Raw genomic sequence first — 12978 nt, 5'->3', positions numbered from 1 at the left:
GGGCTGCCCGGCGTGGCGTCGGGAAGGCACCGCTTGCAGGCGCGGAAGCCGGCCGCCTGGGCAGCCGCAGCGGTCGGGAAGAAGGAGACGTTGACGAACCCGGGAGTGCGCGCAGGGCACGAGGGACGGCAGTAGATGCCGGTCGTGTGGACCGCCGTCACGAAGACGCCGTCGAAGCGGCGGTCGCGTGACTTCACGGCCCGGTAGCAGGCCTCGCGGTCGTGGTGCATGCGTCCATCATCGTCCGTGCCACCGACAATCTCTGGTGGAAATCGGACGTGACCGTCAGGGCTCGCAAACAGGGCTCAGCGCAGCGAACGACGCACGGTGCGCACGGTCAGCGCCAGCGCAGCGAGCGCGACCACGCCGAGCCACAGCAGGTCCTGTGACCACCGCCCCGTCGTGTACGCCGCGAGGGGGTCGGGCACGGCGCCCCGCACACCGTTCTTGGCGCGCTCCAGGTGCACGCTGACCGCGTTGGCTGCATGGGCCCAGCGGGCGGGGGCCAGCCAGGCGAGCTGCTCGAGGCCGGGCCGTCCGGCGACCTGGACGAGTGCGCCGGAGAGCACCAGCTGACCCATGACAAGGGCCACGAGCGCCGGCATCGTCTGCTCCGTGCTCCGCACGAGCGCCGAGACCAGGAGTCCGAGCCAGGCACTGGCCACGCAGAGCAGGCCCACGACGAGCGCGATCTCGCCCATGCCCCAGCCGTGCACGCCGTCCCGGTCCGCGCCCGGGAGGCCCGCGAGCGCCAGCCAGGTGACCGCGACCCCCTGCGCGAAGCAGAGCAGACCGAGGATGAGCGCCTTCGCCAGGACCCAGGCGCCGGGCGAGAGGCCGACGGCGTACTCGCGGCGGAGGAGGGCGCGCTCCTTCACGATCTCGCGCACGGTCATCGCCGCGCCCATCAGGCACGCGGCGACCAGGAGGAGGATCAGCCGCTGACCGGCCTCCTCACCGAGGTTCACGCGCGTCGCTCCCAGTGCCCGGGCAGTGGTGAGCGAGAGCCCGGCCTCCCCCGGGACGATCCGGCTCACGGCGCCGAGCAGGAGCGGCATCACGACGAGCATCGCGACCGTGAGCCGGTCGGCGAAGGTCGTGGCCGCCGTGCGGCGCAGAAGCGTCAGCAGCTGGGCGGCCGCGCTCGGCCGACCGGGAACGACGAGGGTGCCGGGCGGCTCCAGACGCGGACGCTCGACCGTGGTCGTCGCGCCGGCCACCTCGCCGCTCTCGAGCAGGTCGAAGAGCTCGGGGTAGTCCAGGCAGCCGAAGTGGCCGAGCAGCGTCTCGGGCGGACCGACGTGGGCCAGGCGACCTCCGCGAGCCAGGACGACCACCTGGTCGCACGCCTCGAGGCCGATCACGGAGTGCGTCACCGCGACGACCGTGCAGCCGTCGAGCGCGAGGTCGCGCAGCTGCTCCATCACGCTGCGGTCGAAGCCGGGATCGAGGCCCGTCGTCGGCTCGTCGAGGAAGAGCAGGTCGGGTGCGGTGAGCAGCTCGGTGGCGATCGCGAGGCGCTTGCGCTGGCCACCCGAGAGGCTGCTGATCCGCTGGCCGCGCTGGCCCTCGAGACCCAGGCGGACGAGCACGTCGCCGACCCGTGCCGAACGGGCCGCGCGAGAGGTGTCCGGCGGCATCCGCAGCGCCGCGGCGTAGCCCAGCTCATCAGCAACGCTGAGCTGCGGGTGGAGCAGCTCCTCCTGCGGGACCACGCCGATCCGGAACCGCGCGAGCTCCCGTTCGGAGTCGAGGTCATGGCCGTCCCAGACGATCCGCCCGGTCGTGCACGGTCGCTCGCCCGTCAGCGTGCGCAGCAGCGTCGACTTGCCCGCGCCGGACGGACCGATGACGGCAGTGAGGGTGCCCGGTGCGAGCTCGAGCGAGATCTCGCGGAGCAGGCGGGTGCCCTCGACGGTGACGTTGACGGCATCGAGGACGAGGCGGCCCGCGCCCGGTGCTACCGGCGGCTTCGGCGTACGCCGCGGGGTGGGTGCGACCGGTGCGGGTGATGCCGGAGCCGGAGTGCTCACGGCAGCCACCGTCGCCAACGGCGTCGCCGCTGGCTCGGGTGCGCGAACAGACGGTTCGACGCGCCCCAAGGCGCGGCTCGTCACGCCCGATGGCGCAGTTCGTGATGGTCGTGGGGCGGCGGGTGCGGGGCGCATCACCGGCGCGTGAGCATCGCCAGGGCCGTACTCGAGGAACGACTCGACGTAGGGGACGACCTCGAGCTCGACCAGTTGCCCGTCGGGGGCACCGACGCGCAGGGCGACCGGCCGGCCCGGGAAGAGCGGCAGCTGAACGACGTGGCAGCCGTCGAGGAAGAGCATCGGCTGCTCTCCCGCGTCGCGCACCGACCAGCCGCCCGCGGTGCACTGGAGCGCGAGCGGGCCGAGCACCTCGCTCTCGTCGAACACCCGGGAGTCACCGTTCGTCGAGACGCGCAGGCGCTCCTCGGTCGCGGTGTACGGGAGCGTGGTCATCTCAGGCGACACGCTAGGTCTGATTCGTCCGGTCTCCGGGCAGCCACGCCGGGCAAGCCCGCCCATGGCGCCGGAAGGCGCAGTACGTGGTCAGGCCGCGACGTACGCGGAGAGGTTCTGCAGCAGCTCGTCGTGGATCCGGCGCAGGCCGAGCGGGGCGAAGGTCCGCTCGAAGAACCCGCCGACGCCGCCGGCGCCGTTCCAGGTCGTCGTCACCGTCACGCGCGTGCCCGCGTCGTCGGTGGCGACGGTGAAGGTCGTGACCATCGAGGAGTTGCGGTCGGTCTCCACCACGGAGTCGCTGGTGACGACGACGTCCGCGACCACGTGGCGCACGCGCTTCTCGGTGGCGTGGAGATGCCAGGAGGCGACCGTGCCGGAGCCGACGCCGCCCTCGACGACCTCGTACTCCGTGTAGTGCGACGTCAGGATCGCCGGACGTGCCTCGCGGTAGTCGGCGAGCGCCTCGAGCACGCGCGCGGGCGCGGCCGGGACGATCGCCTCGGCGACGGCGGTGACCTGACCCATGACGCGCTCCTTCAGACGGGGGTGAGAGCAGGGAGAACCTTACGTCGGCGCCAGGCCCCTCCCGACCACGAAAACGTTTGCGTGACGTAGGGCCCCCGCCCTACCGTGAGCGGGTGATCCGCTCCCGCAACGCCGTCATGGTGACCTTCGCCCTCAACGGCTTCTGCTTCGCCTCCTGGGTCGCGCGGATCCCGGAGACCCGGTCCGGGCTCGACCTCACCAACGGCGCACTCGGCAGCCTGCTCCTCACGATGGCGATCGGGTCCCTGCTGACCCTCCCGACGACCGGCAGCCTGATCAGCCGCTGGGGCGCCGCCGGCGTGGTGCGCTTCGGTGTCTTCATCGGCACCGTGGGTCTGGCCGTTGCGGCGGTCGGAGCGGGCGTGGCCGGATCGGTGCCACTCACCGCCCTCGGCCTCTTCGCCTACGGCATCGGCACCGGCGTGTGGGACGTCGCCATGAACGTCGAGGGCGCGGCCGTCGAGCACCAGCTGCGGCGGACGATCATGCCGCGGTTCCACGCCGGGTTCAGCCTGGGCACCGTCGCGGGTGCCGCCCTCGGCGCCGCGACCACCGCCGCCGGGCTCTCCATGGCCTGGCACCTGGGCGCGGTGGCGGCTGCCGCGCTCGCCATCGTCGTCGTCGCGACCAAGGACTTCCTCCCGCACGCGACGCCGGCGGAGGCGGAGGCGAACGCGACCCCGCGGAGCGCCTTCGCCGCCTGGCGTGAGCCACGCACCCTGCTGATCGGCCTGATGGTCTTCGCGCTCGCCGTCACCGAGGGCAGCGCCAACGACTGGCTCGCGGTCGCCCTCATCGACGGTTACGACGTCGAGCACTGGGTCGGGGTCGCCGGCTTCGGGCTCTTCGTCACCGCGATGACGGCCGGCCGCATCGTCGGGCCGGTCCTCCTCGACCGACACGGACGCGCCCCGGTGTTGTGGACGACGATGACGGCGGCAGCGGTCGGCGTACTCCTCATCGCCTTCGGCGGGCACCCGGCCGTGGTCATCGCCGGCATCGTGCTCTGGGGCGGAGGCGCGTCGCTCGGCTTCCCGGTCGGGATGAGCGCGGCGGCCGACGATCCCGCGCATGCCGCCGCACGGGTCAGCGTCGTCTCGACGATCGCGTATGCCGCCTTCCTCGCCGGGCCTCCCCTGCTCGGCTTCCTGGCCGACGAGGTCGGCACGCTGCACGCGCTGCTCGCGGTCAGCGTGCTCCTGCTGCCGAGCGCCCTGCTGGTCCCCGCTGCCCGGAAGCCCGTCGAGGCCTCCACAGGGGCCGCGACGATCTGAGCCGGACGCCCAGCTGCGTACAGCCAGCAGAAACGCAGCGAGGCCCGGTCCTGGTGGACCGGGCCTCGCTCTGTGTTGTACCCCCGACCGGATTCGAACCGGCGCTACCGCCTTGAGAGGGCGACGTGCTAGGCCACTACACAACGGGGGCGTCCCGCTGGCGATCACTCGCCGGCGACGTCCGGAACTCTAGCGTTTGCTGTCATTCCGTAACAAATCCGGGCCATGTGAGCCCCATCTCTGGGGCTCCAGGACCGGATCAGCTGGGATACAAGGACTCGAACCTTGAATAACGGAACCAGAAACCGTCGTGTTGCCAATTACACCATATCCCACAGCGTCACCCGCAGTTTTCACACTGCCGGGACAGCGGTAAACCTTACACGTCGGCCACTCCCGCTCCAAAACGTGGCTGCCCCCTCCATGCCGCCCGAAACGCTGTCGGTGGTCGCTGGGAGGATGGCTCCGTGCTCGCCTCCCCCGCCCCCGTGTTCGCCGTCAGCGACGTCCACGGGCACCGCGACGACCTCGTCGCGACGCTGCAGGGCGCAGGCCTGCTCGACGCGCGGGAGCGCTGGACGGGAGGCGACGCGCAGCTCTATGTCCTCGGCGACCTCGTCGACCGCGGCCCCGATGGCATCGGCGTGATCCGGCTGCTGCGCCGCCTCCAGGCAGAGGCGCCCGCAGCGGTCCATGTGCTGCTCGGCAACCACGAGGTGCTGGCGCTGGGCATGTGGCTCCACCCCGACGAGGGCTACCTCCCGCTCTGGCTCCGCAACGGCGGTCTCGCGAGCGACCAGGCCGGCCTCACCACCGACGACATCACCTGGCTGAGCGCCCTGCCGGCGATGGCCCGCGTCGGCGACGACCTGCTGGTTCACTCCGACACCACCGCCTACCTCGGTTGGGGTCGCTCGGTCGACGCCGTCAACGCCCAGGTGACCGGCATGCTCACCCGCCCCGACCCCGTCGGTGTCTCCGAGGTGCTGCGCGGCCTCACCCAGCGCCGGCGCTTCGTGGGCACCCAGGGTGCCGCGCAGGCCGACAGCATGCTCGCGGCGTACGGCGGCTCGCGGGTGGTCCACGGCCACTCCATCGTCGCCACGCTCCGCGGCGTGACGCCGGGCCACGGTGCACTGACCTACGCCGACGGGCGCGCCCTCGCCATCGACGGCGGCCGCTACAACGGCGGTCCGCTGCTCCTCGTCGACCTCACCCGCGACTGACACGCAGGCCCGCGCCGGCGGGTCGCCCGGGCGTCAGGCCGGAACGCGGGAGGCGAGCCCCTGCCGCCGCGCCAGCCAGACCGCCAGCGCGAGATAGACCAGCGACTGCGTCAGGGTGCCCGGAAGCGACCACCAGGTGCCGCCCGTCGGCTGCAGGGCCTCACCCAGTCCACCGGTCAGGATGGCGACACCGAAGGCGAGCCAGTTGTTGACGACGTGCATGGCGATGCCGGCCTCGAGGCCACCGGTGAGCACGACCAGCAGGCCGGCGATGACGCCGAAGGCAAGCCGGTCGACGAAGATCGGTGCGCTCTGTGAGCCGTGCGCGAGAGCGAAGAGCAGTGCCGGCAGCAGCACTGCGACCGCAGTCGGGAAGAGCGCGCCGAACGCCTGGGTCAGGTAGCCACGGAAGACGAACTCCTCCCCCGCAGCCTGCAGCGGGGTCAGCAGGCCCACCGTGAGGAGCAGGGCGACCATCCGCGCGTCGAGCGTGAACGTCGTGGTCGCGCTCAACTGCTCACGGGTGCCGCTCGGGAGCAGTGCTCCGACGACCAGGGTCGCCATCAGCGCGATCACCGAGAGGCCGAGGCAGCCGACGAGGTAGCGCCAGCGGATCCGGCCCGCGATCGAGACGACGAACCCGGGCAGCACGCCATGGAGCGCCCAGGAGGCGAGCAGCACGAGCGGGATCGCGGCTGCCAGGCCAAGCAGGATGCCGCCCATCAGTACGGGACCGGGATCGTCGAAGGGGTCCGACGCGGCGTCGAGGCCGCCGGCCAGCAGCGCCTCGATCGCGTACGCAGCGATCCCGAACACCCCGGAGAGGACGAACATCCCGACCACCACCAGGAGGATGCCGAGCACCTGCCGCCACCACCCCCGAGGGCCGCTGCGTTGCAGCTGGTGGTAGCCGAGGCTGGTGGTCGCCATCGATGACTCCGTCGTACGCCGGATCAGGCCAGGGCCGCGCTGAGGCGCGCGAGGGTGGTGTCGCGACCGAGGATCTCCAGCGACTCGAAGAGCGGCGGCGAGATCTGCGCACCCGACGTCGCGACCCGGACCGGGCCGAACGCCACGCGGGGCTTCAGCTCGAGCTCCTCGACCAGCTTCGCCTGCAGGGCCGCCTCGATGGAGGCGGTGGTCCACTCGTCGACGGCCGACAGCGCCTCCTGGGCAGCAGCGACGACCTCGAGGCCCTTCTCGTTGAGCACCTTGGCCTTCGCGGCCTCGTCGATGGCGAACTCCTCCTCGTCGACGAAGAAGGACCGGACCAGGTCGGGGGCCTCGGCAAGCTTGCGGAGGCGCGGTGCGACGAGCGGCATGAGCTCGTCGAGCAGCGCGTTCTCCTCGGCCGACAGGGTCTCGCCGACGACGCCCGCGCGCTGGAGGAACGGCAGGATCCGCCGCTTGCAGTCCTCCTCCGACAGCAGCTTCATGTGCTCGGTGTTGATCGCGTCGCACTTCTTCAGGTCGAAGCGGGCCGGGTTGGCGTTGACGTCCTTGATGTCGAACGCCGCCACCATCTCCTCGAGCGTGAAGACGTCACGGTCAGCAGCGATCGCCCAGCCGAGCAGCGCGAGGTAGTTGAGCAGGCCCTCCGGGATGTAGCCCTGGTCGCGGTAGGCCAGCGCGTGCGCCTCGGGGTCGCGCTTGGAGAGCTTCTTGTTGCCCTCGCCCATGACGTAGGGCAGGTGGCCGAACTCCGGCGTCTGCTTCGCGATGCCGAGCTCCTTGAGCGCCTCGTAGAGGGCGATCTGACGCGGCGTGCTGGAGAGCAGGTCCTCGCCGCGGAGCACGTGGGTGATCTCCATCAGCGCGTCGTCGACCGGGTTGACCAGCGTGTAGAGCGGGTCGCCGTTGGCCCGACAGAGCGCGAAGTCGGGGACGAACTTCGTCTCGAAGGTGACCTCGCCCCGGACCAGGTCGTTCCAGGTGATGGAGCCGTCGGGCATCCGGAAGCGCATGACCGGCTTGCGGCCCTCACCCTCGAAGACCGCCTGCTGCTCGCCGGAGAGCTCGCGGCAGAAGCCGTCGTAGCCGATGACCTTCGAGCCCGACTCCTTGCGGCGCGCCTCGACCTCGTCGTTGGTGCAATAGCAGTCGTAGGCGTACTTCGAGGTGCGCAGGCGGATCAGCGCGTCGGCGTACAGGTCGCTCCGCTCGCTCTGCTTGTACGGCGCGTGCGGGCCGCCGACCTCGGGCCCCTCGTCCCAGTCCAGACCGAGCCAGCGGAAGAGGTCGATGATCGCGTCGAGCGACTCATCGGTGCTGCGCTCCTTGTCGGTGTCCTCGATGCGGAAGACGAAGGTGCCTCCGTGGTGGCGGGCGAAGGCCCAGTTGAAGAGCGCGGTGCGGACCAGGCCGACGTGCGGGGACCCGGTCGGCGACGGAGCCATCCGGACCCGGACGTTGCTGAGCTTGTCGGTCATGCGCGGGGTGCCACCTTGTTCGTGAGTGCGCCGATGCCGGAGACGACGATCTCGACCTCGTCGTCGGCGCTGAGCGGGCCGACACCATCGGGGGTGCCGGTGAGGATGACGTCGCCGGGCAGGAGCGTCATGACGCTGCTGACGTGGGCGACGAGGGTCGGGATGTCGAAGACCAGGTCGGAGGTGTTGCCGTCCTGGACCAGGTCGCCGTTGAGGTAGGTCTGCACCTGGACGTTGCTCGCGTCGAGCTCCGTCTCGATCCAGGGTCCGAGCGGGCAGAACGTGTCGAAGCCCTTGGCACGCGTGAACTGACCGTCGCGACGCTGGAGGTCGCGGGCGGTCACGTCGTTGGCGACCGTGTAGCCGTGGATGACGTCCTTCGCCTTCTCGGCGGGGACGTCGCGGCAGATCCGGCCGATGACCACGGCGAGCTCACCCTCGTAGTGCACCTCCTCGCTCTGACGCGGGAGGCGGATCACGTCGTTGGGCCCGATCACCGAGGTGTTGGGCTTGAGGAACATCAGCGGCTCGGCCGGCACCTCACCGCCCATCTCGGCGGCGTGCTTGGCGTAGTTCTTGCCGATGCCGATCACCTTGCTGCGCGGGATGATCGGCGCGAGGAGGCGCACGTCGCCGACGGCGTACTCCTTCTCGACGAGCTTGAGGCCGACGTAGAGGGGGTCGCCGGCGAGCGCGACGATGACCGCGTCCTCAGCCGGCTGGCCGAACTGGTCGACCTCCCCCGTCAGGACGCCGTACGAGATCTCGCCCTCGGTCTGGTTGGTGTCGCCGCTGAGCGGGGTGAATCGAACGATGCGCACGGGCGCAAGGCTATCGGTCGCCCAGAGCCGCCTCGACGGACGCCCTCGCGAGCTTCGGCTCGTCGCCGTGCCCGATGAAGAACGCAGTCAGGCCGGGCAGGAGCACCCGCGCCCGCCCGGGGCCGGCGAGGACGAACCGCGCGGCCTCGAGTAGAGCGTAGCCGTGGATGAGACTCCACCACTGGAAGGAGATGTCGACGGGCCTCCCACCCCGCAGGCGCCCCGTGGCCAGGGCCTGCTCGAGCCGGGCGGCCACCCGATCCAGGGTCTCCCGCCTTCCACGCTGGTCGGTCTCCGGCGACGGCAGCTTGAAGCGCCCGAGCGGAGCCGTGCCGAACATGACGGAGTAGAGCGCGGCGTACTCGGACGCGAACTCCAGGTAAGCCGCCGTCAGCGACGCCACGTCCCGCACCGGGTCATCGGTCAGGACGACGGCGACGAATGCCCGTTCGAGCATGGCGAAACCTTCGTCGACGACGGCCACGACCAGCGCCTCCATCGCGCCGAAGTGCGTGTAGACAGCCATCGTCGACGTGCCCGCCGCCGCCGCAACCTTCCGGACGGTCAGCGTGGCCGCACCTCCGTCGGCGACGAGCTCCGCTGCGGCCTCGACGAGCCTGCGACGCATGTCACCGGAGCTCATCGATGCGCTCGCTTTACATCTGAGGGATACTTGTCCATAACGTTTGTTATACCAGTGAGGACCCATGCGCACTCCCCGTCTGGCCACTGCGGCCTGGATCGCCGTCGCCACCGTCGTGCTCGTCTACGCACCGATGGCATTCGAGTACACCGCCCGCCTCTTCGGCGGTGGTCCGGAGCTGTGGGACCACACGTTCAGCGCGGCAGTGGGCAGCGACCACGCGCTCGGCGCTGGCTCGATCCGCCATGAACAGCAGGGCGTGTACACCGACCACCGTTGGGTGCTGCTCACCCACACCACCCTCGGCGCTGTCGCAATCGCCCTGGCGGTCTTCCAGCTGACCGACCGGAGCCGTCGCCGCCGAGGCCTCCACCGCGTCACGGGCCGCATCCAGGCCATGCTTGCGGTCACCGCCATGATCGCGGCGATGACCTACCTGGTCCTGGTCGGCCCGCGCGGAACCTACGACGGCCCGGCGTTCTACCTGCAGCTCTGGGCTCTTGCGATCGGCACCCTGGCCAGCACCGTGCTCGGCGTCCTCGCCGCACGCGCAGGGCAGATCGCGACACACCGGGTGCTCATGACCTACGCCTTCGCCCTGCTGTGCACCGCCCCGTTCCTGCGACTCCTCTACATCGTGCTCGGGATGGCATGGCCCGACGTCACCCAGGAGGTCACCAACCTGGCGGGCGGGTGCATCGAGGCGGTCTGGGCACCGATGGCCGCGATCATCGCCTCGCGGGTCGTCCCGGCACCTCGGCGCGTAGCCGAGCGGCAACCGATCACGTCCCTGCTGGAGCCGGTCGCGACGACTCTCGGAGTCCTCGGGCTCCTCTGCCTGGTCGCTGGCTACGCCGTGACCTTCGACGGACTCGACAGGGTCACCCTCACCGCACTCGTCGCCAATGCTCTGGGCCTCGCCCTCACTGCCATCAACCTGCGCGCGGCGACCGAGCCGACCGCACGCCAGGACTGGCGTATCCACCACGCAGCGATGCTGACGGGCACACCCATGACCGCCGTCCTCTGGCTGGTCTATCGGCTCCCGTTCTCCGGCGAGCAGGCGTTCTACGGCGCCCTGCTCACCGGTCCGGCCGTCACGCTCTCGCTCGGACTCCTCGTCGTCGCCTGGCGCCGACGCCGCCCCGCCCGCGTCGCAGTGTCCGCCGTCGCCCCCGTGTGAGGGTCAGCGGACCTTCACCACGTTGGTGCGAGCGACCTTGTCGTGCAGCGCCTGCCGGTCCTTGTCCCACAGCGGCCAGAGCACGTCGGCGAAGACGTAGACCGTCAGCGCCAGCAGGACCAGCACGACCATTGCCCAGCTGCCGCTGTAGAAGGCAAGCACGGGGAGGAAGCCGACTCCGTTGAACGCAGCCACCCTGAGCAGGATGGTCGACCACGGCAGTGGGCCGGGCTCGTCGCGGCGACGGACCCGCAGCCCGAGGGCGAGCTTGCCCACCGTGGCGCCCTTCCAGCGGAGCATCAGGACGAAGTACGCCAGGATGAGGAGCGACAGCGGCCACTGCCACGCCATCGCCTCGCGGGTGGTCTCCAGCCAGCCGTCCCAGAACGCCGCCATGTCACCTGTCTCCGCGAGCTCCTCGCCCAGGCGGTTCATCTCGTCCTGCATCGCGATCTGCGCAGGGATGCTGAGAAGCGTGCTCAGCAGCCAGATCGGCAGCAGGTCGATCAGGTAGGCAGCGAGCCGGATGCCCCAGCCCGCCAGCGGCACGCCGTCGGGCGTCGTCGGCCCCTGCTGCAGGGCGTGCGCCGCGTGGGTCGCGGGCTGCGTGCCCGGTGCGACGTGCGCGGTCCAGGCCTGGCCGTCCCAGTAGCGGAGGCTCGGGGCCGCGGTGGCGGGCGTGGGGTCGGGGTACCAACCAGCAGGCGCATCAGACACGCCTTGCACCCTAGTGGCGCGGTGCGACCTCTGCTCGCGAGAACGCGCAGAGTAGAGCGGAGTAGAGCGGAGTAGAAAGGTGCGCGTGAGCGAACACCTCGTGGACATGCCCGTCGTCGTCGACTTCCCGGTTGCCTGGGGCGACATGGATGCCTTCGGCCACGTCAACAACACGCAGTACTTCCGCTGGTTCGAGGACGGACGGCTGGCCTACTTCGAGGCGATCGGCGTCACGGAGCTGATGGAGACGACCGGGGTCGGGCCGATCCTGGCCTCGACCGACTGCCGTTTCCGGCTGCCCCTGACCTACCCCGACTCCGTGCGGATCGGCACGACGGTCACCGACGTCCAGGACGGCGAGTTCACGATGCGCTACGTCGTCGTGAGCACCACGCACGGACGGGTCGCCGCCGAGGGCACCGGCAGGATCGTCGCCTTCGACTACGGCAGCGGGGCGAAGGCAACCTGGCCGGAGGAGCTGCGCCAGGCGATCGCGAAGTTGCAGGGCTCCCCTGCGTGACCGGATCCTTGACGTTGTGACGGTGGTCGAGAGGGAGGTGCGCGCCGTCGCGCACGGGGCCCGGCTGGCGCCGTACGTCGAGCCGCACCTCAGGCGCCGCGCCGCAGGCAAGAAGCACCCGGTGCACGACTTCCTCTTCACGTACTACAACCACCGGCCGGCCCAGCTCCTCCGCTGGCATCCAGGTCTCGACGCCGATGACGCGTACGTCGTCGCGCGGCGCGAGCGGATCGCGCAGGTCCACGAGCTGCTCGCCGCGACGGCGGGTCGAGCAGGGAACTTCGGCTGCTTCGGCCTCCACGAGTGGGCGATGGTCCACCGCGCCGACGCGACCCGCCACCCGATGCCGCTGCGCCTGGGCGCGGCGGCGACGGACGCGGTCACCGAGAGCCACCGGATCGCCTGCTCGCACTTCGACGCCTTCCGCTTCTTCACCCCCTCGGCGGTCGGCCTCAACACGCTGTCGCCCGCCCCGGATGACCGACCGGCGTACGAGCAACCGGCCTGTCTCCACGGCGGCATAGACCTCTACAAGCACGCCTACCGGCTCTCGCCGATGATCTGCTCCGACCTGGTTGCCGATGCCTTCGAGCTGGCGTGGGAGATCCGCATCCTCGACATGCGCGCCGCGCCGTACGACATGAGCGGCTGGACGCTCGACCCGACGGGCGAGCCGTGGACGCCGGTCTGCATCGAGACGCCCGAGGGCAAGGCGGAGTACGTCGCGGCGCAGCGCGGCTTCGCCGAGCGCGGGGCTCCGATCCGAGCCGCCCTGATCGCCGAGTGCGAGCGGCTTCTCGCCGGTGGTCGCTGAGCCCGCTCGCGAGCTCAGGCGGCGAGGAGGCTTCGCGGCTCCACCCGCGCCAGCCGAACGCCGGCCACGAACTGCACGCCCGAGTGGCTCGTGCAGATCCGGGCCCAGGTTATCCGGGCCTGGTCGCGCGCCATCGCGATGCCGACGCTTCCCAGCAAGCCGAGGAGCTCGACGTCGAGGAGCAGTGCTGCCGCCGCCGGATCCACGCTGACCAGCGGCAGGACCACGACGGCACCCAGGGCCACCAGGAGAAGCCGCTTGCCGCGCATGACGCTCATGCCACCGACCATAGACGCTTGCCCACGCTGAAAGACTC

14 protein-coding genes and 2 tRNA genes are annotated in these 12978 nt (G+C 70.9%); 5 read left to right on the top strand and 11 right to left on the bottom strand.

The features are described 5' to 3' along the window. The 3 genes from VLF38_RS05715 to VLF38_RS05705 form a co-directional block, all read right to left on the bottom strand. The coding region (locus tag VLF38_RS05715; RefSeq protein WP_325270318.1) for an Ada metal-binding domain-containing protein at positions 1-230 on the bottom strand (230 nt) is incomplete at its 3' end. Between the two features lie 75 nt (positions 231-305). After that, the gene (locus tag VLF38_RS05710; protein ID WP_325270317.1) at positions 306-2486 is read right to left on the bottom strand and encodes an ATP-binding cassette domain-containing protein; all 2181 of its coding nucleotides are present in this window, start codon (positions 2484-2486) and stop codon (positions 306-308) included. A 90-nt stretch (positions 2487-2576) separates the two neighbouring features. Continuing rightward, a complete protein-coding gene (locus VLF38_RS05705) occupies positions 2577-3014 on the bottom strand; it encodes an SRPBCC family protein (RefSeq protein ID WP_325270316.1) in 438 nt (145 codons plus the stop codon). A gap of 113 nt (positions 3015-3127) precedes the next feature. Here VLF38_RS05705 and VLF38_RS05700 point away from each other — a divergent pair, with 113 nt between their 5' ends. Continuing rightward, positions 3128-4309, top strand: a complete 1182-nt coding sequence (locus tag VLF38_RS05700) for an MFS transporter (RefSeq protein WP_325270315.1) — start codon at positions 3128-3130, stop codon at positions 4307-4309. Between the two features lie 78 nt (positions 4310-4387). On the opposite strand, the gene VLF38_RS05695 is transcribed toward VLF38_RS05700, so the two are convergent. Together VLF38_RS05695 and VLF38_RS05690 are read right to left on the bottom strand one after the other, a co-directional pair. After that, positions 4388-4460 (bottom strand) — tRNA-Glu (locus VLF38_RS05695). A 112-nt stretch (positions 4461-4572) separates the two neighbouring features. After that, positions 4573-4644 (bottom strand) — tRNA-Gln (locus VLF38_RS05690). A 132-nt stretch (positions 4645-4776) separates the two neighbouring features. Here VLF38_RS05690 and VLF38_RS05685 point away from each other — a divergent pair. Then, a complete protein-coding gene (locus VLF38_RS05685) occupies positions 4777-5535 on the top strand; it encodes a metallophosphoesterase (protein WP_325270314.1) in 759 nt (252 codons plus the stop codon). A gap of 33 nt (positions 5536-5568) precedes the next feature. On the opposite strand, the gene VLF38_RS05680 is transcribed toward VLF38_RS05685, so the two are convergent. Genes VLF38_RS05680 through VLF38_RS05665 form a run of 4 tightly spaced genes read right to left on the bottom strand, consistent with a single transcriptional unit; the run spans position 5569 to position 9413 of the window. Continuing rightward, positions 5569-6465, bottom strand: a complete 897-nt coding sequence (locus VLF38_RS05680; RefSeq protein WP_325270313.1) for a CPBP family intramembrane glutamic endopeptidase — start codon at positions 6463-6465, stop codon at positions 5569-5571. Positions 6466-6488: 23 nt separating this feature from the next. Continuing rightward, the gene (gene gltX, locus VLF38_RS05675; RefSeq protein ID WP_325270312.1) at positions 6489-7964 is read right to left on the bottom strand and encodes a glutamate--tRNA ligase; all 1476 of its coding nucleotides are present in this window, start codon (positions 7962-7964) and stop codon (positions 6489-6491) included. After that, positions 7961-8785 carry a fumarylacetoacetate hydrolase family protein gene (locus VLF38_RS05670; protein ID WP_414689367.1) on the bottom strand — a complete coding sequence of 275 codons (825 nt, stop codon included), beginning with the start codon at positions 8783-8785 and terminating at the stop codon, positions 7961-7963. Before VLF38_RS05670 ends, gltX begins: the two co-directional genes overlap by 4 nt. A gap of 10 nt (positions 8786-8795) precedes the next feature. Further along, complete coding sequence (locus tag VLF38_RS05665) at positions 8796-9413, bottom strand: TetR/AcrR family transcriptional regulator (RefSeq protein WP_325270311.1); 618 nt, start codon at positions 9411-9413, stop codon at positions 8796-8798. 79 nt (positions 9414-9492) lie between these two features. On the opposite strand from VLF38_RS05665, the gene VLF38_RS05660 reads away from it, so the two are divergent. Continuing rightward, positions 9493-10611, top strand: a complete 1119-nt coding sequence (locus tag VLF38_RS05660) for a DUF2306 domain-containing protein (RefSeq protein ID WP_325270310.1) — start codon at positions 9493-9495, stop codon at positions 10609-10611. 3 nt (positions 10612-10614) lie between these two features. Here VLF38_RS05660 and VLF38_RS05655 read toward each other — a convergent pair whose 3' ends face one another. Beyond that, positions 10615-11328, bottom strand: a complete 714-nt coding sequence (locus VLF38_RS05655) for an RDD family protein (protein ID WP_325270309.1) — start codon at positions 11326-11328, stop codon at positions 10615-10617. Between the two features lie 85 nt (positions 11329-11413). On the opposite strand from VLF38_RS05655, the gene VLF38_RS05650 reads away from it, so the two are divergent. Together VLF38_RS05650 and VLF38_RS05645 are read left to right on the top strand one after the other, a co-directional pair. Next, on the top strand, positions 11414-11848 hold the full coding sequence (locus tag VLF38_RS05650; RefSeq protein ID WP_325270308.1) for a thioesterase family protein: 435 nt from the start codon (positions 11414-11416) through the stop codon (positions 11846-11848). A 16-nt stretch (positions 11849-11864) separates the two neighbouring features. Further along, complete coding sequence (locus VLF38_RS05645) at positions 11865-12662, top strand: 3-methyladenine DNA glycosylase (RefSeq protein WP_325270307.1); 798 nt, start codon at positions 11865-11867, stop codon at positions 12660-12662. A 14-nt stretch (positions 12663-12676) separates the two neighbouring features. On the opposite strand, the gene VLF38_RS05640 is transcribed toward VLF38_RS05645, so the two are convergent. Next, complete coding sequence (locus tag VLF38_RS05640; RefSeq protein ID WP_325270306.1) at positions 12677-12940, bottom strand: hypothetical protein; 264 nt, start codon at positions 12938-12940, stop codon at positions 12677-12679. Positions 12941-12978 lie beyond the last annotated feature (38 nt).

The organism is Nocardioides sp., assembly GCF_035481145.1.
Classification (GTDB): Bacteria; Actinomycetota; Actinomycetes; order Propionibacteriales; family Nocardioidaceae; genus Nocardioides.
This window is presented reverse-complemented; position numbering and strand designations above follow the sequence as displayed.